General features: G+C 72.7%; 17 protein-coding genes. 9 read left to right on the top strand and 8 right to left on the bottom strand.

What is annotated here, in order from left to right; genetic code table 11:
- Position 1: 1 nt before the first annotated feature.
- The 3 genes from ACZ432_RS02155 to ACZ432_RS02145 all read left to right on the top strand — a co-directional run bounded on the left by ACZ432_RS02155 (position 2) and on the right by ACZ432_RS02145 (position 5,589).
- The gene (locus tag ACZ432_RS02155; protein WP_426963119.1) at positions 2 to 4,237 is read left to right on the top strand and encodes a hypothetical protein; all 4,236 of its coding nucleotides are present in this window, start codon (positions 2 to 4) and stop codon (positions 4,235 to 4,237) included.
- 112 nt (positions 4,238 to 4,349) lie between these two features.
- Positions 4,350 to 5,012, top strand: a complete 663-nt coding sequence (locus ACZ432_RS02150) for a metallophosphoesterase family protein (RefSeq protein ID WP_426963120.1) — start codon at positions 4,350 to 4,352, stop codon at positions 5,010 to 5,012.
- Between the two features lie 7 nt (positions 5,013 to 5,019).
- A complete protein-coding gene (locus ACZ432_RS02145; RefSeq protein WP_426963121.1) occupies positions 5,020 to 5,589 on the top strand; it encodes a metallophosphoesterase family protein in 570 nt (189 codons plus the stop codon).
- Between the two features lie 48 nt (positions 5,590 to 5,637).
- On the opposite strand, the gene ACZ432_RS02140 is transcribed toward ACZ432_RS02145, so the two are convergent.
- On the bottom strand, positions 5,638 to 6,897 hold the full coding sequence (locus ACZ432_RS02140; RefSeq protein ID WP_426963122.1) for a tyrosine-type recombinase/integrase: 1,260 nt from the start codon (positions 6,895 to 6,897) through the stop codon (positions 5,638 to 5,640).
- Between the two features lie 283 nt (positions 6,898 to 7,180).
- Between ACZ432_RS02140 and ACZ432_RS02135 the strand changes: the two genes are divergently transcribed.
- The 3 genes from ACZ432_RS02135 to ACZ432_RS02125 all read left to right on the top strand — a co-directional run bounded on the left by ACZ432_RS02135 (position 7,181) and on the right by ACZ432_RS02125 (position 9,334).
- Positions 7,181 to 7,456, top strand: a complete 276-nt coding sequence (locus ACZ432_RS02135) for a hypothetical protein (protein ID WP_426963123.1) — start codon at positions 7,181 to 7,183, stop codon at positions 7,454 to 7,456.
- 63 nt (positions 7,457 to 7,519) lie between these two features.
- Positions 7,520 to 7,738 carry a glycine zipper domain-containing protein gene (locus ACZ432_RS02130; RefSeq protein WP_426963124.1) on the top strand — a complete coding sequence of 73 codons (219 nt, stop codon included), beginning with the start codon at positions 7,520 to 7,522 and terminating at the stop codon, positions 7,736 to 7,738.
- A gap of 105 nt (positions 7,739 to 7,843) precedes the next feature.
- Positions 7,844 to 9,334 (top strand): PGF-CTERM sorting domain-containing protein, encoded by a 1,491-nt coding sequence (locus ACZ432_RS02125; RefSeq protein ID WP_426963125.1) that lies wholly within the window; start codon positions 7,844 to 7,846, stop codon positions 9,332 to 9,334.
- A gap of 45 nt (positions 9,335 to 9,379) precedes the next feature.
- On the opposite strand, the gene ACZ432_RS02120 is transcribed toward ACZ432_RS02125, so the two are convergent.
- Positions 9,380 to 10,867 (bottom strand): carboxypeptidase M32, encoded by a 1,488-nt coding sequence (locus ACZ432_RS02120; protein ID WP_426963126.1) that lies wholly within the window; start codon positions 10,865 to 10,867, stop codon positions 9,380 to 9,382.
- 131 nt (positions 10,868 to 10,998) lie between these two features.
- Between ACZ432_RS02120 and ACZ432_RS02115 the strand changes: the two genes are divergently transcribed.
- Positions 10,999 to 11,622, top strand: coding sequence for a DUF7504 family protein (locus ACZ432_RS02115; RefSeq protein ID WP_426963127.1), 624 nt, complete (start codon positions 10,999 to 11,001; stop codon positions 11,620 to 11,622).
- Between the two features lie 90 nt (positions 11,623 to 11,712).
- On the opposite strand, the gene ACZ432_RS02110 is transcribed toward ACZ432_RS02115, so the two are convergent.
- From ACZ432_RS02110 to ACZ432_RS02100, 3 genes are read right to left on the bottom strand one after another with little or no spacing between them, the layout of a single operon-like run.
- A complete protein-coding gene (locus tag ACZ432_RS02110) occupies positions 11,713 to 12,837 on the bottom strand; it encodes an AI-2E family transporter (protein WP_426963128.1) in 1,125 nt (374 codons plus the stop codon).
- Positions 12,838 to 12,897: 60 nt separating this feature from the next.
- Positions 12,898 to 14,259, bottom strand: coding sequence for a hypothetical protein (locus ACZ432_RS02105; RefSeq protein ID WP_426963129.1), 1,362 nt, complete (start codon positions 14,257 to 14,259; stop codon positions 12,898 to 12,900).
- Positions 14,256 to 14,894, bottom strand: a complete 639-nt coding sequence (locus tag ACZ432_RS02100; RefSeq protein ID WP_426963130.1) for a hypothetical protein — start codon at positions 14,892 to 14,894, stop codon at positions 14,256 to 14,258. Before ACZ432_RS02100 ends, ACZ432_RS02105 begins: the two co-directional genes overlap by 4 nt.
- Before the next feature lie 136 nt (positions 14,895 to 15,030).
- Between ACZ432_RS02100 and ACZ432_RS02095 the strand changes: the two genes are divergently transcribed.
- Together ACZ432_RS02095 and ACZ432_RS02090 are read left to right on the top strand one after the other, a co-directional pair.
- Positions 15,031 to 15,954: a hypothetical protein gene (locus ACZ432_RS02095; RefSeq protein WP_426963131.1), complete on the top strand. Its 924-nt coding sequence runs from the start codon at positions 15,031 to 15,033 to the stop codon at positions 15,952 to 15,954.
- 102 nt (positions 15,955 to 16,056) lie between these two features.
- A complete protein-coding gene (locus tag ACZ432_RS02090; RefSeq protein ID WP_426963132.1) occupies positions 16,057 to 17,838 on the top strand; it encodes a hypothetical protein in 1,782 nt (593 codons plus the stop codon).
- Between the two features lie 38 nt (positions 17,839 to 17,876).
- On the opposite strand, the gene ACZ432_RS02085 is transcribed toward ACZ432_RS02090, so the two are convergent.
- Genes ACZ432_RS02085 through ACZ432_RS02075 form a run of 3 tightly spaced genes read right to left on the bottom strand, consistent with a single transcriptional unit; the run spans position 17,877 to position 20,108 of the window.
- Positions 17,877 to 18,185: a DUF6360 family protein gene (locus tag ACZ432_RS02085; RefSeq protein ID WP_426963133.1), complete on the bottom strand. Its 309-nt coding sequence runs from the start codon at positions 18,183 to 18,185 to the stop codon at positions 17,877 to 17,879.
- Positions 18,186 to 18,187: 2 nt separating this feature from the next.
- A complete protein-coding gene (locus ACZ432_RS02080) occupies positions 18,188 to 18,355 on the bottom strand; it encodes a hypothetical protein (protein WP_426963134.1) in 168 nt (55 codons plus the stop codon).
- Complete coding sequence (locus ACZ432_RS02075; protein WP_426963135.1) at positions 18,348 to 20,108, bottom strand: nitrite/sulfite reductase; 1,761 nt, start codon at positions 20,106 to 20,108, stop codon at positions 18,348 to 18,350. Before ACZ432_RS02075 ends, ACZ432_RS02080 begins: the two co-directional genes overlap by 8 nt.
- Positions 20,109 to 20,502 lie beyond the last annotated feature (394 nt).

Raw genomic sequence — 20,502 nt, 5'->3', positions numbered from 1 at the left:
CGTGGCGTTCGCGGCCCTTCGGCGGCTTCACGACGACCTCGCGGCGGGGCGGGTCGACCCGAACGACGCCGTGGCCGCCGCCAGCGAGTACGTGTCCTCGCCGGTGCGGACCGTGCGTGAAGCGGCGATCGAGCTCCTCGCGGTGGCGGCCGAGCGCGACCCGGCGTGCGGGGACGCGGTCGCCGACGCTATCGCGGACCGGTTGCGAACGGGACGGGGCGTCTCGTCGGCGGAGCTCTGCGGGGTATGGGCGGCTGGCCGTGCGGCGCCGGCGTCGATGGAGCCGGTCGTCCTCGCGCTCGGGCGCCGGCTGGCGAACGTCGACCGACTCCGGGCCGAGACGCGACACGTCCGACCGAACGACGACGGGAGCGACGGGTTTCGAGACACGGGCGGCCGGGCCCTCGCGGCGTCCGTCGTCGGCGCCGTCGGCGGGCAGGCGCCCGGCGCCGCGAAAGCCGCGGTTCCGGCGCTCGTCGCCGGCTGTGACGCGGCTGCCGAGAACGCGGTCGCGATCGAGTCGATGTGGGCGCTCGTCGCGACGGCGACGGCGGAGCCGGCCGCGCTCAGACCGTTCGTCGCGGGGCGGACCTGGGCGCTCGACGAGGCGAACCCCCGACTCGTCGCGACGGCCCTCGACGACCTCGGCCACGTCGGCGCCGCTCTCCCCGACCACGTGCCTGCGGTCGACCGCATCCGGGCGCAGCTCGACCACGACGCCCCGCGCGTTCGGGAAGCGGCCGTGCGCGCCCTCGGCAGGCTCGGCGGCGTCCCTCGCTACCACGGGGAGCCGCTCGGCAGACCGCTCGCCGCCGGGACCGACGCGCTGGTCGACCCGGTCACCCGTCGGCTTCGCGACGGGCACTCCGAAGTGCGGTCCGCGGCCGCCGGTGCGACGGAGTGTCTCGCTCGCGCCACGCCGGAGGCGGTGGCTGACCATCACCGGCGACTCGACGCGGTCACGAACGCGGACGACTGGCTCACGCGGACCAACGCCGCACGGGCGACGGCGACGGTCGTCGAGCGGACCGGTCGGGTCGACGACGCCGCAGTCGACCGGTTGCGCGTGCTCCTCGCGGACGCCGATCCCGACGTGCGGCGCGCGGCGCGCCGAGGGGTCTGTGCCGCGCTCGGTGCCTCCCGAAATGCGGGGAACGCGGGCGCCGAGGACCGACGTCTCGCCGAGCTACTGGTCGTCGAGCGGTTCTACGACGCGGGATACGCGTCGGAGCGCTCGACCGACGACCCGCCGGACGCGACCGCGCACGCGGTCGACGTGCTCGGGACCGACTGGGTCGCGCCCCTCGCGGACGCCTGTCGCGCACACGACGACTGGTCCGTCCGACTGCGGGCGGTCGAGATCGCCGTTTCGGCCGCGGCGCGCGAATCCGACGACCCCGCGTCCCTCGCGAGGACGCTCGAATCGTTCCTCGCGGACGGGGACGGCGACGTGCGCGAGCGGGCTCTGGAGGGCCTTGCCGCGGTCGCGGACGGAGCACCTGACCTCGTCCCGCGGATCGCCCGGTCGATCGCCGCCCACGCGACCGAGGGACCGGGCGACCTCGACGCGAGTCTCCCGGCGCTCGCGGGGCTGGCTGACGGGGCGCCGACGGTCGTCGAAGCGGCCCTCTCGAGCGTCTGCCGTCGACGCCCGGACGCGGCGGAGACGGACGCGGAGAGCACGGCCGGCGACGAGAGCTCCTCGAGCGACGACGACGGCATGCAGGACATCGTTCGCGACGCCCTCGACGAGCACGAAAGCGACGGCGTCGACGGCGCGCTCGCGACGGTCGCGGACGAGTCCCCCGAAGCCCTGACAGCGATCACCGCCGATCTGGTCGAGAGAACGGGGCGGGAGAGATCCGCCGGGACCGCGAGAGCGCTGTTCGCCGCGGTCGCCGAGCGGACCGAGTCGCCGCCGGACTCCGCGAACGGCGACGTGCTCGACCGCGTCCACGTGGCATCCCTCCTGGACCTCCTGGAAGACCCGGCGACGCCGACAACCGTGCAGGCGTGGACGGCGGGGACCGTCGCGGTCGCCGGCGCGGTAGGGAGCGCGGACGAGCGCACGACGGCGTTCGCCCGCGAACGTCTCCACTCGCTGATCGAACGGGACGACTCGACCGCCGCGACCGCGGCCGTCGCGCGGATCGCCGCGAGTTCCCCCGCCGCGGTGGCCCCGTTCGTACCGGCGCTTCTCGCCGCTCCCGACCCCGCCGACGTCCCCGAGTACGCCCGGCTGATCGCGGCCAGCGACGAGTTCGTCCTCCCGGTGACGAGAGCGCTGACTCGGCTTCCGCGGGAACTCGACGAGGTGCCGTCCTCGGAGCTGTTCGAGCCGCTTTCGGCGACCGACTGGTGGCCGCGAGTCGCCCCCGTCCTGCGCGCCTCGTTCCCGCTCGCGACCGGCGTCGCCGCGTCCGTCGCCGAGCCGGCGCCTCACGACAGCCGCACCGGTCACGAGCCGGTGACGCCGTGGGACCTCCATCCGGTTCCGGGCGTGCGGGCGGTCGAAAGCGACCGAACCGACGGGGCGGCGGACGAGCCCGCCGCCGACGACAAGCCCGCGGCGGATGGCGAGCCGGACGTCGCGGCGCTCGTCGCGGTCGGGTTGGCCGCCGCCCGGACAGCGGCCGAACCGGACACGGGGAGCGTCCGCGGCAACCGCGGTGACCGCGCCACCGCGTGGCGCCGCGTCGTCCGATCCGGGCTCGCGTCGGACGACCCGGCGGTGCGACGGACCGCCGTTCGCGCCGCCGACCGCGTGTTCGCGGCGGCCGCGCCCGACGCGGAAACCGGCGCGTCGCTGGTCGAGGCAGTCGGCGACGCCGACCCGACCGTCCGATCGGCGGCGGTCCGGGTCGCCTGTCGGTGGTGCGGGTCCGGTCGCGTCGACGGTGACGCGCTGACGGGGCGCGTCTCGTCGCTGCTCGCGGGAGGCCGACTCGAGCGATGCGCCGCCTGCGACGGGGCGGCCGACCTCTTGGGACGCGGCAGCGCGTCCGCGGAGCAACTCCTCACCGACGTGTGCGGTCAGCTGACCGCGGCGGAACGCGGCGTTCGTCGAGGGGCGGCCGCGGCGGTCGGCCGCGCGGCCGCAGCGGGGAAGCTTCCCGAGTCGGCGAAGCCGGTGGTCCTCGACCGCCTCGGTGATGGCGCCGCCCGGCAGACGCTCGCGGTCGGGGTCGACGCCGGCGGCGGCCGGGACGACAGCAGACCGGCACACGCGGCGGGCGGACTCGCCGAGACGCTCGTCGAGACGGATCGGGACCGGCTCGCACACGCCGTCGGGAGGCGCCTCCACCGTCTCGCCGCGACCGCGCCGGCGACGGCTCGGACCGGCGCGGCTGAGGCGCTTCGGACGGCGATCGACAGGACGGAGCGCGGCGACGAGGGGACGCTGACGCTGGGATCGGAGGCGGCCGCGTTCTGGCTCTGCCGCACCGCCGAGCGGCTGGCCGCGTCGGACCGGTCGGCGATCGGGGCCTTCGCGACCGTCGTGGAGGGGACGCTGGACCGGACCGCCGAGACCGGACCGGACCCGCCCGGGGCGGGAGAACTCGGTCGGGCGCCGGCCGTCGACGGGACCGCGCTTCGCCGGGCGGCGCTTTCCGCCGCCGGCTACGGGGCGCTCGAGGCGTTCTCCGACGCGATGGCGTCCGCGCTGGCCGACCCGGGCGACGGGGAGTCCCCCCTCCCCGACTCCGCCGCGACCGCGGCGTTCCTCCGGCGCGCGGACTCGGAACCGCGGTCCGCGGTCGCCGACGCGCTCGCGGACGCGGACGACGACGCCCACCCGACGGCCGTGGTCCGGTCGCTCGCAGCGGACGCAGACGCCACCGACCGACGCGAAACGGGGCTGACCGCGCTCGCGGAGCTGGCGCCGTCCGTGACGGAGCCGGACGCGACCAGAGACGCCCTTGCGGCCGGGACGGACGCGCTCGCGGACGGTTCCCCGACGGTTCGGCGGCGCGGGGTCGCCCTCATCGCCGCGTTGGGAGAGCGCGACCGGATCCCGCCCGACGAGGCGGTCGCACACCTCCTCGCGGCCGTGCGCGATGCCGACGTGCGCGTCCGGCGCGACGCCGCGGACGCGGTCGCGGCGCTCGTCGGGGAGACGTACCTCGGGCGAGCGGCGGTCGGACGGATCGCCGACCGTCTCGCGGCCGACCTGACGACCGACGCCGTGAACGGCGGGACCCTTCTCGCGCACGCGCTCGCCGCGACCGGAGAGTGAAGCGACCCGACCGAGGACCCGCCCGACGGCGAACGCGAGGGGACACCGCTAAGGGTGTTTCTCGTTCCCACACGACGCGAGGGCTTTTGGTCCGAGAGACGAAGCGGGGACCATGCCGATCGGCCTGATCTCGGACGTGCACGCGAACCTGCCGGCGCTGGAAGCGGTCCTGGCGGACATGCCGCCGGTCGACGCCGTGGTCTGTGCCGGCGACGTGGTGGGGTACAACCCCTGGCCCGCCGAGTGCGTCGAGCGCGTCCGCGAGGTCTGCGACGCGGTGGTGCAGGGCAACCACGACAGGAACGTGGAGACGCCGCACCGCTACCGGGCCAACCGGATGGCCGAAGCGGGCCTGGAGCTGGCGAAGGCGGAGCTGTCCGCGGCACAGCGGGAGTGGCTCGCGGCCCTGCCGCGGACGGCGACGCTCGCCGAGGAGTACCTCCTCGTCCACGACCATCCCGAACACCAGGACAAGTACGTCCATCCGGGCGAGTTCCCGACCCTCAGGCGCTACCTCGACGACCGCGCGGGCGTCGTGATCGGACACACCCACGTCCAGCACGAGGCGACGGTCGACGACCGCCTGATCGTCAATCCGGGTAGCGTCGGGCAGCCCCGCGACGGCACCGCCGGCGCCGCCTACGCCGTCCTCCATCCCGAGGACCGGTCCGTGGACCTCCACCGCACCGGCTACGACGTGGACCGGGTCGTCGACCGCATCGAGGAGAGCGACCTCCCCGACGAGACCGGGTCCAGACTGCTCGACGGCCGGTGATCCGCTCATGACCAGATACGTCATCTCCGACCACCACTTCGGTCACGCGAACATCATTGAGTACTGCGACCGCCCGTTCACCAGCGTCGGCCAGATGGATGGGGAGCTGCTGAACCGGCACTACGAGACGGTCGAGGACGACGCCCTCCTCGTCCACCTCGGCGACGTGGCGATGGACATGCGGGACGGCGCCGAGACGGTCGACTACTTCGAACGACTGGGCGGCGACCTGCTCGTCCGCGGGAACCACGACATCGGCCTCGACGCCGAGGCGGCGCCGTTCCCGGTGTTAGAGTCGTGCACGCTGGAACAGGACGACTACCGGTTCCACTGCACGCACCGGCCCGCGGACGTACCGGACGACTGGGACGGCTGGGTGATCCACGGTCACATCCACAACAACGACACGGACGCCTACCCGTTCGTGTCCTATGACGACCGGCGCGTCAACGTCAGCAGCGACGTGCTCGAGTTCTGCCCGGTCTCGCTGGAGGCGCTCACGGACCTGCTCGACGCCTGCTCCCCCGGGACTCATCTGCGGACGATCGCCGACGCGCGCGAACTCCTCGAGGGGTGAGGCCGACCGCGTTCCGCCCGAGGCGCCGCTCGGCGCCGAACGCCGCGGCTATCCGCCGTCCGCGTCGAACGCCTCCGCGAGCGTCGCTCGCATGTGCTCGCGGCGCATCGCCAGCGCCTGCTCCTCGTCGATGTAGTTCTCCAGGACGACCTGTGCCGAGGAACTCCCCTGCTCGGCGCCGACGACGGACGCCTGTTCGAGCGCCGCCCGCGACGCCCGGAGGTAGGCGTTGTACCAGAACCGCCGGCAGGCGTGGGGCGTCGGACGCTCTCCATCGAGCGTCACGCCCGCGCGCTCCGCGAGCCGGTCGAAGCGGTTGTTCACGGTCCCGGGCGCGATGTGGCCGGACGCGGAACTCGTGGAGGGGAACAGGTAGCCGTTCCACTCCCGGTCGCCGCCCTCGCCCTCCTCGAGCGCCGCGACGCGGTCGGCGTACGCCTCGGTCCCGAACAGCACCTGCACGGTGCCCGGCCCGTTCTTGCGCTCCGCGAACGTCAGCCGGGGCGGGTCGGGCTCGGGATCCATCGCGGAGACGTGCAGCGACGCGACCTCGCTCCGCCGGAGCCCCCACGCGCCCAGTGCGACGACCATGAACCGCTCCGCGTCGGACTCCGCGGCGCGGTGGAGCCGCCGGACCTGCGCCGCCGAGAGGGCCGGCTTCGTCCCGGAGCGCTCCTCGCGCTCCGCGCGCCACCCCTTCGAGAACTCGTTGCGGACGTTGACCATTGGGTTGAACGCGGCGAGCGTCCGGTTCTGGAGCCAGAGGTACCAGTCGTTCACGTCGGTGAGGTGCGCGAACTTCGAGTCGGGGCTCTCCAGGTCGCGGGAGAGCGCGTCGAAGACCGCGATGGCACGGTCGATCTCCGCCGGCTGGTTCTCCATCGCCCCTGCGCGCTCGACCAACCGCGCGTCCCCGTGGAGGCGCTCGTACTCCCGGGCGTAGCGCGCGAGCCGCGACCGCCGCGACCGGATCGTCGCGTCCGCGAGGTTGTGCCGCCGCGACCGCGAGTCGAGGTACTGCTCGAGGCGGTCGACGGTCGCGTCGTCGCCGATCCCCCAGTCGTAGCCGTCCGACTCCGGGGGGTCGACGCCCACGCACTCCGTGAGGAACTCCGAGAGGGTGAGGTCGTGCTGCTCGCGGAGCGCGTACGCGATGCCCGAGTAGCCGCGGTCGGCGAGCCACTCGTAGGAGGGCCGGTCCGCGGTCGGGTCCAGCCCCTCGCTGACCATCGCGTCGCCGATCTCCCGCTCGTAGAACGCCACCAGCTCGTCGAGCGACTTCCGGCTCCACGCGTAGGCGTCAGCCACCGCGATCACCCCGGGGAAGCGCCCATGCGCCGCGGTCACCGCGATCTGAGTCGACCGAATTCACGGGTGCTGCGTCACGTACCAGATAAATAATCTTTCTGCTTGTTGCCTTGTCTTGCAGAGACAAACGAAATAAGTAGAATCGCGGACGGTCGGGAGCAAAAACGAATAAACTGCATATCGCGATACAGAATATCCGGCTCGGACCGTGCTCTCGCCCGGCGGCCGCACCGACCGCGGGAGCCGCCGGCAGCCATTTCCGTCGACCGCTCGAACCCACGGCATGGCCGACGACGGCGTCCGCGTCTGGTTAGTCGAGCGGACCTACTCCGACGACGAACAGAACCTCATCATCCTCACCTACGCCACGCCGGAGGGCGACCGCTACTACCGGAAGGAGCGCGCGCTCACCTCCTTCTCGGACGTGCGCGACACGACCGCAGCCGTGGAGGTGGGCGAGAGGGACCTCGGAGCGGTCGACGACCCCGACCTGCAGGAGCAGTACGCGGCCGAAGCGCGGCGAATGCGCGAGGTCCACGACCCGGACGACGTTATCTGAAGCGGCCACTGCGATCCGCCGTCGGGGGATGGATTTATCATCCTGTCGCCCGATAAGCGACATATGGGATCCAAGTTGGAACTCGCGCTCGGACGTGCTCGCCACGCAGCCATCGGCGCCGCGGTCGGCGCGTTCGTCGGCGGACTGATCAACAAAAACTTCGCGAGCAGCGGCGGCGCGGTCGGCGGCCTCATTGGCGCGGCCATCGGCGAGAAGCGCGTCTCGGCGGACTCGTTCATCAAGTCGGTGAAGGAGCGGAAGGCGGACGCGTCCGAGGAGTAGCGCCGCACCCCCGGGAGCGCGGCCGCCCGGACCACAGCCGCCGGGACCGCGACCACCCGAACCGCGACCGTACTTTTTTGATCGATGGGTCGCCAGATCTGACGTATGAAGCCCTCCACTCCCGTCGACCAGCGAAGCGTTCGCGCCAGCGTGCTCACCGCGTTCGTCGCCGCCCTGCTCGTGTGCGCGGCCGCGGCCGGGGCCGCGGCGGGCGCCGGCTCCGGAAACGGCGTCCTCTTCGACCAGGACGAGTACCGTCTCGCCGCCGGCGACGTGACCGAGGTCGCGGTCCAGACCCCCACCGACAGCGACCGCCGCAACGTGACGATCCACCCCGTTGTCGACGGCGACGCCGCCGAGGAACCGATCGCGACGCTTCACCTCCGCGCGGCGGCGGAGGGAGAGGACGCGCGGTTCCGGATCGACACCTACGAGAACGGCACGGACGCCTTCGCCGGCGTCGGCGCGACCGAGGCCGACGTGACTCTCCACGGGGACGCCTCGCTCGACGCCGGCGCCTACGAACTCCGGACTCCGGGGTCGTGGCCGGCGCGGCTGACGGTCGGCGAGCCGCGGGTCGAGGACGTCTCCGTCTACCGGGCGCCCGCCGAGTGGGCCGCGGGCCCGAGCGCCCTCGGTGACGGCGCGCTCGAGGAGTTCGCGACCGCACGGGAGAACGGAACCCTCGTGGCCCAGTCCGCGCCGGCCGAGGATCGCATCGCCGACGCCGAGGGGCCGTGGGTGGCCTACGACGAGGCGCTCGTGGTCGTCGTCGAGGCGGACGGGCTGGACGCGGCGGCCAGGTACGGCGACGGTGAGACGGTCCGCGAGCGTCTCGGCGCCCGCCTCGGCAGGGCCGGGAGCGGGGACGGCGACGGCGCCAACCGCTCCGCGGCGCTGCGGATCGACCAGGACCCCGTCTCGATCGGTCCCTCGCTCCCGGTGAACCACGTCACGCCGTTCGACGCGAACGCGACCGGCCGCGTGCTCGCGAGCCCGGCGAACGGGACCTACGTGATCGCCGTCGACCTCTCGGACCCGGCCGCGTTCGGCCAACACGAGGACGACCTCCTGCGCGACAGCGCGAGCCTCTACGACGTCCGACTCGGACTCGACTGCGAGGCGGCCGAACAGTGGGACGCCTGCGCGGGCGCGGGCAACGCCACGTTCCACGCCGGCCCGGGCACGGCGTCGAACGTGACCGTCGAGCGCGCCGCCGACGGCGAGGAGGTGTTCGTCCGCGGGGACACCACGCTCCCGCCGTGGGAGACGGTCACCGTCGCCGCGGGGGGCGCGACCGCCGAGGCCGACGTGGCGCTCCCGCCCTCGGGCGTCGCCGGCTTCTCAGTCTCGATCACGCCCGGCGCGGACGCGGAGGAGGTTGTCGTCAGCCACGACGGCGAGCGGCTGGCGAGCCAGCGCCTGGAGGCGGAAGGAGAGACGACGGCGGTGACGGACGGCGCTCCGAAGACGACCGCGTCGCCGACGGGGACGGAGCCGGGAACCTCCGGTGACGACGCCCCCGGGTTCGGTGTCGGCGTCGCGGTCGCGGCGCTCCTCGTCGCGGTCGGCGTCGCGGTCGCACGAAACAACTGAGGGAATCGGAACAGTCTGGGGGCTCGCTCGGCGACTCCCGTCACCTCACAGGTCGTACAGCGCCTCGAACTTCTCCTCCACGTAGTCGACGAAGTAGTCGGCCGTGAGCGGCTCGCCGGTCGCGCGCTCGATCAGCTCGTCGCTGGGGTAGCGGCGGCCGTGCCGGTGGACGTTCTCCGTCATCCACTCGCGCAGGGGCGCGAACTCGCCGCGGCGGATCTTCCCGTCGACGTCGTCGAGGTCCTCGCGCATCGCGGCGTCGAGTTGCGCGGCGAGCACGCTGCCGATCGTGTACCCCTGGAACGCCGCGAAGCGGCTCGACCAGTGGATGTCCTGCAGACAGCCGGCCGCGTCCGTCTCGGGGACGACGCCGAGGTACTCGTCCATCCGGTCGTTCCAGACCGCGGGGATCTCGTCGGCGTCGATCTCCCCGCGGACGAACTCGCGGCCGGTCTCGAACCGAAGGATGATGTGCATGTGATAGGTGAGTTCGTCCGCCTCGACGCGGATGGTGTTGTCCGGGTAGATGCGGTTGACGCCCTCGTAGGCCTCCTGCGGCGTGGCGTCGCCGAGGTGCGGGAAGACGTCCTGTACCTCCGGCAGGTAGCCCTCCCAGAACGCCTTCGTGCGGCCGACGTGGTTCTCCCAGAAGCGCGACTGCGACTCGTGGACGCCGGAGCCGAGCGCCATCCCGAGCGGCGAGCCGAACTCCTCCTGCGGGAGCCCGAGGTTGTACTGGCCGTGACCGTACTCGTGGAGCGTCGCCATGAACCCCTTGACGGGGTCGTCCTTGAACCGGGTCGTCACGCGGCAGTCGAACTGGTTCCCGGACGTGAACGGGTGCGGCGAGAGGTCGAGCCGGCCGCGGTCCTCGGGATAGCCCACCGCGTCGAGCACGCGCTCGGAGAGCTCCATCTGGTCGTCCTCGGGGTACTCCCCCTCGGCGAAGGGGTTCGCAAGCTCGCAGCCCTCGGCTTCGATACGCTCGATGAGGGGGACGAGCGCCTCGCGGAGATCAGCGAACACCGACTCGACGGTGTCGAGGTCGATGTACGGCAGCGCGTCCTCGTGCATCACCGTGTACGGCGCCGCGTCGGGGTCGACGTGCCCGGCCCGCTCGACGTGGAGTTCTCGAAGCTCCTCCAGCGTGGGCGCGAAGGCGTCGAAGTCGTCGTTCGCCTTCGCGTCCTGCCACGTCTCCTGTGCGTCGGACTGCGCGGTCGTCAGCCGCTCCACGAGGTCGCGGGGAACCTCGGCGGCGCGCTCGTACTCGCGGCGGATCTCGCGGACGACCGCGGCCTCCTCGTCCGAGAGGTCCTCCTCCGCGAGGTCGGCGAGGAGCGCCCCGACGCGCTCGTCCGTCAGTCGCTCGTGGTGCGCGGACGAGAGCGCGGAGAGCTGTTTCGATCGGGCGGGAGTCCCGCCGCTCGGCATCTTCGTCTGCTGGTCCCAGTAGAGCACGCCGCGGGCGCTCTCCAGTGCGGCCGCGCCGGCGTATCGATCCCGGAGTTCCTCGTAGGCGGTCGACGACATGCCCACATCCCGTTCCCCGGAGTGCTTCAATCCCCGGATGCCGGAAGATCGAACGGAAGCGGGCGTCTGACGGGCGTCAGACCCGTTGTAAGGTTTAACAAACTGGAAACGTCTGGGTACAGTGACGACCGATGTCCCGAGACAGTCAGACGCGGACCGACGCGCCGCCGACCCCCTCGAACGTGCTCCTCACCGCTCCCCGAGAGGGGGACCGAAAGTCCGCCGCCTGCAGCCGCCTGCTGGGGAACTCACGGGACCGGCCGCGGCACGTGCTCGGCGTGACGTACGGGACCGCACCCTCGCGCTGGCATGCGCAAGTCGTCGGCGAGACGGCCGGGAACGTGGCCGACAGCGCCGTCATAAGCGTCGGCGACCTCACGCGCGCCGCCGCGAGCGGCAGCGATCCCGACGCCGGCCCGCCCGGCGTCCCGTCCGTTCGAACGATCGGCGAACCGACCGACCTCGTCGGGCTCGGGCTGGAGCTGGAAGACCAGTTGACCGCCTGGGAGGGGTCCGACGCGGAGGCCGTCGTCTGTCTGGACTCCGTCACCGACCTGCTCGCGCACGTCGACGCGGAGTCGGCGCGCCGGTTCCTGAACCGGCTGACCGAGGTCGTGGCGGCGAGCGACGCGCGCGCGCACTACCACTTCGATCCCGCGAGTCACGACGACCGGACGGTTGCGGCCGTCCGGTCGGTGTTCGAGACGGAACTCGACCTGCGCGAGGACGGTGTGGGCGGTCCGGGCGGAGCCTGACCGTCGGCGCCGATCCGTCCGTTCTGACCGAGGCCGGCGGTGACGAGGCGTTTCCCGAGCCGTCCGCGTCAGAGCGCTCGAGGCCGGCGATCAGTCGGCCGACTGGTCCGTCGACACGAACTCGTCCAGCTGGCGCTGCGCCTCGTCGAGTCGCTCGATGGCCGGCTGCTCGCCGAGCAGTCGCAACAGCGCGGTCTGCGCGAACGTGATCGCGAGCACCAGCAGGATCGGCGCGAGGAACAGCCCGTAGAAGCCGAACACGACCGGACCGAGGATGTACGCCAACATCAGCAGGCCGACGTGTGTCGTCTCACCGCTGAGGTACGGGCGCAGGACCAGGTCGGGGATCGTGTCGACGACGACGACCGCGACAACGAGGAAGCCGACGACGTAGGCCAAAAGCTCCGTGTTGCCCTCGAGGAGAGCGGGCACGGCGGTCGCGGCTGCCAGCGGCACGTAGACAACCTTCATTCCGACGACGGGAATCAGGCTGGCGACGCCGGTCAACACGCCGGCGAGGACGGGATACGGAACCTGCACCGCCTCCGGCACCAGCGCGTTGTACCCCATGTAGGAGGCGACCGCGATGAGCGCGATGGCGATGACGTTGAGCAGGTTGCCGAACAGCACCGCCTCCAGTTCGTGGTCGGCAGCCTCGAGGTACTCCCGCACGACGGCGTCGTCGTCGAACTTCAGCAGCCACGACCGGATCCGCCCCCCGTCGACGAGCAGGTAGTAGGTGATGACGACGATCACGAGCAGGTTGAGGAAGAACCCCGTCACTAGCTCCGTCAACAGGGTCGCGTTCTCCGCGAGAAACTGGATCACCTGATCGAACCGCCCGGCCTGATACGCCTGCACGATCCCCTCGAACGTCGGTTCCGGCAGCTCACCCACGTTCTCGATCCACGCCACGCTCGCCCCGGAAGTCGCGATGAGCGAGTACTGGTCGATGAACCGCCGCAGCTCCAGGACCATCAGCACGACCGTATAGGTCAACACCAGAAGCAGCGGCACCGACACGAGCGACAGCGTCAACATCGCGCGCACTCGGATCGGCAGCCGAAGCCGGCGCAACCCGCGGTGGAACCGCCTCGTCGAGTAGTAAAGGAACGTGGCGACCGTCAGGGCGGCCACGAACCGGTAGGCCATGTAGCCGACGGCGAGGCCGACCGCCATGCCGAAGAGGGTGACCACGAATCGCTTCTCGTCCATAGTCGGTCGACCGCTCCGTGACTCATAAGTCTCGGGGTCGGGCGACCGGACGGACCCGGCTCAGTCCCCGAGCGCGTCGACGACGCTCGCGGTCGCGTCGGGCGTGGCCCGGGCGACCGCCTCGATCCGGACGTACTCGCCGAACGCCTCCGCGACGGCGCGCCGGTCCGGATCCGGACCGGACGCGAACGTCTCGTCGGGCGACGAGAACGCCGGCGTCAGGCGCCACGCCGTCCAGCGGTCGAGGGAAGCCTCGGACTCGACCAGCGCACGCACCGCGGACAGCGCCGCCTCGCGGGCGTCGGCGACCGCCGCGGCGTCCGCCGGGAACAGGTCGTCGCCGTCGTCGATCCGTGCGCGGATCGCGTCGAACGCGGACAGCGTCGCGAGCGACCGGTGGGTGGCCCGCAGCGTCCACGCCGGGTGCGGCGGGTCGAACGCCGGCCACGCGACCGGCGCGAACCGGGCGAAGTCGAAGAAGTCCCCGAAAGCGTCCACGAGCAGTCCGCGACCGGGATGGTCCCGAGGCACGTCCCGGGAGAGGTAGGCGTCGACGTCCGGGTACGACCTCGGGCGTTCGGTGTCCCCCTCGTGCATCGCCCGGAACCGGTCCTCGACGCGCGGCGCGAGCGCCGAGAGGGCCGCCCGCATCGGCTCCGCGACGGCCACGGGGTCCGACAGCGACGCGACGTAGCGCTCGCGGAGGTCGTCCCCGACGGCGGCCTGTGCTCGCGTCCGCTCCAGGTCGCAGGTCGCCCGTCCGGCACGTAGGGGATTCGCCGCCGCGGACGGAGCCCCAGGCGTCACGAGCCGACGCCGGCGCGTGACGCCGGCCCACCGCTCGGGCGGCGCGTAGGCGACGACGCCCGCCTGCGGGCCGCTCGCGGCGTCCGGGAGCGCGTTGCCGAGGTCGTCCATCCGCCCGAGCGCCGTCGACCGCGTCAGGGTCACCTCGTCGGGGTCCCTGTCCGCGTGGATCGCCGCCCAACAGCCCGCCGCCCGCGCCGCCTGCGCGCAGGCGTCGACGCCGGCCTCGACGACGGAGAGCGTCGGCGCGTCTCCCCGCAGATCCCCCATTCGGCGCCGCGCGTCGCGGGCCGCCTCCCGCGCGTCTACGATGGCCGCCCTGATCGTGCCGTTCGGGACGATCTCGGACGTGAGCGGGTCCGGGATCGGCGACAGCAGCGCCCCGACGCGGTCGGAGAGCGCCGCGACGCGCTCCTCGGGGAGCCGCATCGGCATCGGGTCCGGGCGGGTGGGGACGGCCGCGTCGGTGACGTCGGCGAGCCCCGCCGCGTCGAAGGAGGGCGGATCGTCCCAGTAGGACTGCCGGGTGCGACCACAGCCCGCCAGCGCGACCCCGAGCGTCGCTGCACCCCCGGTCCGCAGGGCCTCGCGTCTGGTGAGTCCGCGGTCGCTCACGGCACCTCCCCCTCCGGCGTCGTGGTAATGGTGTCATAGTCCGTGTCCACGGCCCGGCACGGCGTTCGCCCGCTGGCGCCGGAGCCGTTCAGCTCGTCCTCGAGCGCCGCGGGGATCCGGATCAGGACCAACAGCCGGTCGCGCTCCCCGTCCTCGCAGGCGGCCTCCGGCGGCCGGAGCTCGCGGCAGTAGGAGTACTCGGCGTGCCCTGGCTCCCACGAGACGGACCGGATCCGGAGCCGGTAACAGGAACGGATCCGGGAGGGAGCGGCGAACAGCGTCTCGGTCGAGAACTCCGTCGCGTCGACGAACGACCGCACGGCCGCGGCGTCCGCCTCCGGGACGCCGTCGGCGACGACGAGCGCCGCGGCGCGGTCGGGATCGGTGACGAGTTCGCGCCGGAGGGGTGACGGGGTTCCGGCCGCGTCGCCCGCGGCGTCGCCGCCCGTCGGGTCCAGAAGGACCGGCTCGTCCGGGGTCGGGTTGCGGGCCGTGACCACCTCTGGGTCCGAGACGGAACCGGAAGAGGCCCGGTCGGCGGGAGTCGTGTCGGCGCCGCCGCGACCGCCGCAGCCGGCGACCGCGGCCGCGAGCGAGGCGGCGCTACCGAGGAGGGCGCGTCTGGTCGGGGACATCGTCGCTCCCGGTCGTTTCTGGCACGCGGACAAATACCTTCTGTCGACTCCGGGGGTCGCCGTCGACCGTCGACGGCGGTGTGGAACCGGTGCGCGACCGCGACAGATACACCACCAATGCGTGTGAACGTCCACCATGGTCTCGGACCCGGCGGACCCGCGCGTCGCGGCGATCCGCGAGGCGACCTCGCTGGCCGAGTTGGCCGACGGACTCGGCGTCGCCACGCCCCACGAGGCGTACTTCGAGGCGAAGCCCGTATGGGCCGAGGCGGTGCGACGCCGGCAGGCGGCGCGGCCCGCGGACGACGGGCTGCCCGGCTGGCGCGTGACCGTCGACGGCCACGCCTTCCACGTCCACGGCGTCACGCACGCGGGAACCGACGCCGAGCGCGACGCTCTCCGCGGGCACGTGGAGCGCTTCCGCGACCGGGGCGCGACCGTCTACTGCGAGCAGGGGATCCGGCCGCTCTACTTCGAGGACTTCCCCGCGGTCTGCGAGATGGACGACTACCGGTGGGCGCTGCGGGAGTGTGCCGACCGCGACGTCGAGACGCACCTCGACGCGCTGTCGGAGACCGGCGTCGACGCGGTGCTGGAGGACCTCACCGCGGCCGCGGACCGGTTCCGGGAGGCGGTCTTCTCGCTGGTCGAGTCCGGGGGCGCGGTGTACGGCGACCGCTTCGAGCGCGCGCTCGGCGACGTGGCCGCCGGGTTCCTGACGGACCACGCCGCGGCCGCGACCGGCGAGAGCTACGAGGCCTTCCGACTGAGCAACGCGGCCGCCGAGGACCCCGAGCGACTCGGCGCGCTGATGCGCTACTACGAGCGTGCGTTTCTCCCCCAGCCGCTCGAGCGCGAGTGGCTCCGCGGCCACGACCCCGAGCTCGAACTCGTCTCGCACGCGCGCAACGAGCGCATGGCCGACTACGCCGTCTACCACAACGAGGCGGCGACCGAGGTGCACCTGATCGTCGGCGCCGCCCACGCGCCGGGGGTGCGCTACTACCTGCGGCGCCTCCGCGACGGCGCCGAGGTTCCGGACGACTTCGCGCCGCTTTGATCCGAGCGGTCACCGAGGTCCGACACAGAGGATTACGGCACCTCCGACGCCGGAATCGGCCGGGTCATTTTTTGGACTCGGCGGGCAATCGGCCGACGAGCCATGGCGGACGCACACGCCGTTCCGAAGGGTGTGGGCCTCGACGCGCTGCGGGAGATCCTCGCCGGGTGGTCCGAGGTGGGCGCGGCCGCGGAGCCTCGCTATACCGCCGACGTCGCGGACGCGACTGGCTACTCGGACGCCGCCGGGCGGCAGACGCGGTTCCTGGAGGACCTCGGAGTGCTCGACCCGACCGAATCGGGACAGAAACACCGCCTCACCGACGAGGGGGAGCAGTTGGCGGGCGCGCTGGCCATCGACGACGAGGGGTACGCGCGGGAGCACGCCGCCGACCTCCTCCGCGAGTGGCCCGTGACCGAGGAACTCCGGGCCATCGTTCGGGGCAACCCCACCGTCGAGGGGGACCTGGTGCCCCTGCTGGCGACGGTCGCGGGCGTCGACCCGGAGAAGCGCCGCGTCGAGACGGGGCTGTCCACCCTGCTGGACCTCTACGAGTGGGCCGGACTGCTCGACCGCGACGAGGAGGGGCGGTATCGGCTCCCGGGCGAGGCCGACGCGGAGGGATCCGAGACGAGCACGGAGGACGAAGAGCCCGAAACGGGCGGGGGATCTGTGGAACGGCCGGAACCGGCGGAACCGCCGACCTGCGAGCGGCGTTCGGCCGTGACGAGGCGGGATGAGGCGATGGGCGAGGCCGCCGCAGAGACCGCCCCGAGCGCCGCGGAGACGGCCTCGGTCATCGCGGAGGCGGAGGACGCCGTCCGCCGGGCGGAAGAAACAGTCGAGGAGGCGCGCGCGGCCCGCGACCTCGTCGAGCAGGCAGTCGAACGGGAGGGCGAGACCGACGAAGCCGGTGCCCCGACCGTCTCCGGTGCCGCGCGGGCCGAGGCCGGGCCGGAGACGGAGGTCGCGGATGAGCAGGAAGCGGAGGTCGCGGATGGGCCGGAGGAGGAGTCGGAGGCCGACGCCGACGCGGTCGCCGAAGCGGAGCGCGCGCTCGGGACGGCGCTGTTGTCGGCCGTCGAAGGCGCGGAGGAGTCGGAGTTGGAGGCAGCCGCCTCCGAGACGACCCGGTCGGTGATCGAGTCGGTCGCGGCGGAGACGGGAGCGGATCCGGAGGACCTCGCGGCAGCGGTCGAGGACTCCATCGCCGACGCGCTCGACGCCGCGGAGGCGCTCGCGGCCGCCGAGGGTGCGGGCGATGGAGCCGACAAGACTGGGAGCGAGGGATCCGACGAGGAGGGCGCGACCGGCGGGGGCGTCGCCGCGGAGGAGGCGACCGAGGACGAACCGGCCGAGGCGCTCGCAGAGACGGTCGAGGCGGCGACCGCGGCCGCAGAGGAGGCCGCGGAGGCCGCGCGGGAGGCGGCCGAGGCCGCTCGCGACGCCGCCGAGGCGGCGGAAGCCGGCGGCGGGGGCGGGAGCGACGCCACCACGCCCTCGGAGAACGAGGCCGAACCCGACGGCGAGAGCGGGGGCGGCGCGGAGACCGGGAGCGACGGCGAGGGCGGCGAGGCTGAGGGCGGCGAGGACGGCGAGGCTGAGGGCGGCGAGGACGGCGAGGATGGCGAGAGCGGCGAGGATGAGGGCGGCGAAGGCGGGACCGCCGACGTTGCGGCGACCGCCGCGGCCGAGGCGGGCGAGTCGAACGCCGCCGAGCCCGGCGTGGGCGAGCACGCGCTCTCGCTCGGGGTCGACCTCGACGCCGACCCGGAGGAGCTCGAGCCCATCGTGCGCGGCATCAGGAACGGGCTGCTGGTGGAGGACGCCGACGCGGTGGGAAGCGAGGAGGCGGCCGACGCGAACGGCGCGGACGACGAGTAAGGTCCCCGACCGTCGGAGCGCCGGCGACTGGGGCCGCGCTACACCCGTCCGCCGCCCGGGTCCGTGCCGGCCTCGGCGGCGTCCGCGGCGTCCGCGAGTTCCCCCGCGAGCGTGCGCGCCTCCGCGGGGGTGAGGCAAGCCTCGTCGACGTGCGCCGACAGGCCGTCGGTCGCGGCCAGGTCGGCGGCGTCGACCTCCAGTTGGAGCGCCACCTCGTCGGGCGATTCCCGGTGGCGGGTCACGTCGAGGACGGCGACCGCGTCGGTCTCCCGGGTCGCGGTCCGCAGCCGCGCGTCGAGGAAGTCGAACGTGGTCCGCGCCGTCACGTCCAGCAGGCGACGGTCCACGCTCAGCCGTCTCTCTCCGTCGGGGCCGAGTGCCCGCCGTTCCGCCCGGTGGCCGCACGAGGACCGCCCGCGAACAGTTCCGGCGCGGCGTCCATCGAGGCGTGCTCGACGGTCGGGTCCAGCCCGTCCCCGGTGGGGGGATTCGCCTCGCGTGCGGTCGGGTCAGTCATCGCTCACCGCCGTGGCGTCGGTCGCGGCGTCCGCGCCCTCCGCGTCGGAGAAGGGGTACCACGACTGCTTGGCGTCGTACAGACAGGGGTCCTCGTAGCTCGTCTCGTGCGGCTCCGCCAGCTCGATGATGGACTCGTGGCCGGTCGCCTCCACCCACTCGCGGAAGGTCTGGCCCTCCTCGCGCAGGGCCGCGAACGCGGCGACGAGGTCCGCGACGAGTCCCGGCACCTCGTCGGCCGGCACGCGCTGGTGGACCCACTCGATGAAGGCGGGCTCCGCGCCGACGCCGCCGCCGACGCCGACGTCCATCGCCTCGACCATCTCGCCGTCCTTCCGCGCGCGCATGCCCTGCATCCCGATGTCCGCGGTCATCGCCTGCCCGCAGTCCGCGGTACAGCCGGACATGTGGATCTTCAGTTGGTCCACGTCGTCCGGGAGGTCGACGTTCGCGTTGAGCCACCGGACCATCGCCGCCATCCGGGTCTTCGTCTCCGCGAGCGCGATGGAGCAGAACTCCGTGCCGGTACACGCCATCGCCCCCCGCGTGAACGTCTCCGGTTCGGGGCGGTGCGTCTCCAGCAGGGGCTCCTCGAGCAGGTCGTCGACCGCCTCGTCCGGCACGTCGACGATCAGGGGGTTCTGTCGGCGCGTGAGCCGGACCTCGCCGCTGCCGTACGCGTCCGCGAGGTCCGCCAGTTCGATGGCCTCCCCCGCGGTCAACCGACCGATGGGGACGGTCAGCCCGACGTAGCTGTGGTCGGGGTCCTGGTCGTGGACGCCGACGTGGTCGTGGTCGCCGCGCTCGCTCGGCCGACCGGCGTTGTACGTGTACTCGCCGCGGAGGTCCGTCCCGGCGTGGGCCGGAGAGAAGTCGAGGCGCTCGACGAGCATCTCCCGGACCGCCTCGGGCCCGTGCTCGTCCACGAAGAAGCGGGCCCGGTTCCTGTTGCGGTTCTCGCGGTTCCCCGCCTCCATGTACAGCTCGACGAACGCGCGGACCGTCTCGACCGCGCGGTCCGGCGTCACGAACACGTCCAGGGGGCGCGCGCGGCGCGGTTCGCGGCTGCCGAGCCCCCCGCCGGCGCGGACGTTGAACCCGCGGCGCTCCTCGCCGTCGACCAGCTTGCGGGCCGGCTCCAGCGCCACGTCGTTGATCGAGTCCTGCGCGCAGCCCTGCCGACAGCCCGTCATCGAGATGTTGAACTTCCGGGGGAGGTTCGCGAGCGCCTCGTCGTCGCGGATCTCCGCCTGGATCTCGTCGAGCAGCGGCCGGGTCTCGACGTATTCGTCGGCGTCCTTGCCGGCGACCGGACAGCCGGAGATGTTCCGCATCGTGTCGCCGCCCGCGGACCGCGAGGAGACGCCGACCGACTCCAGTTTCTCCCAGATCTCCGGCACGTCCTCCAGTTTCAGCCAGTGGATCTGGACCGACTGCCGCGTCGTGAGGTCGACGAAGCCGTTGCCGAAGACCGGGTTCGCGGCCGGCCCCTCCGCGTAGTCGCGCGCGACCTCGCCGATGGCCCGCAACTGCCCGGGCTCCAGCACGCCGCCGCAGTTCGTCAGCCGCATCATGAAGTATCCCTCCTGACCCGAGCGCTGATGGAACAGCCCCCAGAACTTGAACCGGGAGAACCACGCCTCGCGCTCGTCGTCCGGGATGGCGTCGTAGCCGGCCGCCGCGAACCGCTCGATGTGCTCGCGGACCTCGTCGCCGTAGCAGTCGGCCTTGACCGCCTCGGTGTCGCCCGCCACGGTCAGCCGTCCTCCGGATATTCCCGCCCGCTATCTGAACGATCATGTACTTCTATACTCGAAAGTTGTTCAATCTGCATCTGATTTCTGTCTAAAGGCTGCCGACGAGAACTGTTAAAGCTAAGCGTTGAGATATTCAAAATTCCTCGCGTCGAAGTGGGCGGCTGATCCGTTTATAATGACTTCCGCGGCGTATAAGGTCGTTATTCGGTCGATTTTCGACCGTGTTTTCTGATCGAACGGGCGAAGAAACTGTCGTCTTGGGGATCGTTTTCTCGGGCAGCGTCGCGGAGGAGCGTCGACACCGGTGTCGCCTGCGCGCGCGAGGAACGACGGAAGTCGAGGGCGGCGTATCGACAGAAGGCGGTGGATGACGTCCCGGCGGAAGGCGGGA

It is taken from the genome of Haloparvum alkalitolerans (genome assembly GCF_055381565.1).
Note: the sequence above shows the minus strand (reverse complement) of the source record. Positions and strands in the feature narration are given on the sequence as shown.

Bases quoted from the DNA above. Each gene is read 5' to 3' on its own strand.
- ACZ432_RS02150 (WP_426963120.1), top strand. From the start codon at position 4,350: ATGCCGATCGGCCTGATCTCGGACGTGCACGCGAACCTGCCGGCGCTG.
- ACZ432_RS02145 (WP_426963121.1), top strand. From the start codon at position 5,020: ATGACCAGATACGTCATCTCCGACCACCACTTCGGTCACGCGAACATC.
- ACZ432_RS02135 (WP_426963123.1), top strand. From the start codon at position 7,181: ATGGCCGACGACGGCGTCCGCGTCTGGTTAGTCGAGCGGACCTACTCC.
- ACZ432_RS02130 (WP_426963124.1), top strand. From the start codon at position 7,520: ATGGGATCCAAGTTGGAACTCGCGCTCGGACGTGCTCGCCACGCAGCC.
- ACZ432_RS02125 (WP_426963125.1), top strand. From the start codon at position 7,844: ATGAAGCCCTCCACTCCCGTCGACCAGCGAAGCGTTCGCGCCAGCGTG.
- ACZ432_RS02120 (WP_426963126.1), bottom strand. From the start codon at position 10,867: ATGTCGTCGACCGCCTACGAGGAACTCCGGGATCGATACGCCGGCGCG.
- ACZ432_RS02115 (WP_426963127.1), top strand. From the start codon at position 10,999: ATGTCCCGAGACAGTCAGACGCGGACCGACGCGCCGCCGACCCCCTCG.
- ACZ432_RS02110 (WP_426963128.1), bottom strand. From the start codon at position 12,837: ATGGACGAGAAGCGATTCGTGGTCACCCTCTTCGGCATGGCGGTCGGC.
- ACZ432_RS02100 (WP_426963130.1), bottom strand. From the start codon at position 14,894: ATGTCCCCGACCAGACGCGCCCTCCTCGGTAGCGCCGCCTCGCTCGCG.
- ACZ432_RS02095 (WP_426963131.1), top strand. From the start codon at position 15,031: ATGGTCTCGGACCCGGCGGACCCGCGCGTCGCGGCGATCCGCGAGGCG.
- ACZ432_RS02090 (WP_426963132.1), top strand. From the start codon at position 16,057: ATGGCGGACGCACACGCCGTTCCGAAGGGTGTGGGCCTCGACGCGCTG.
- ACZ432_RS02080 (WP_426963134.1), bottom strand. From the start codon at position 18,355: ATGACTGACCCGACCGCACGCGAGGCGAATCCCCCCACCGGGGACGGG.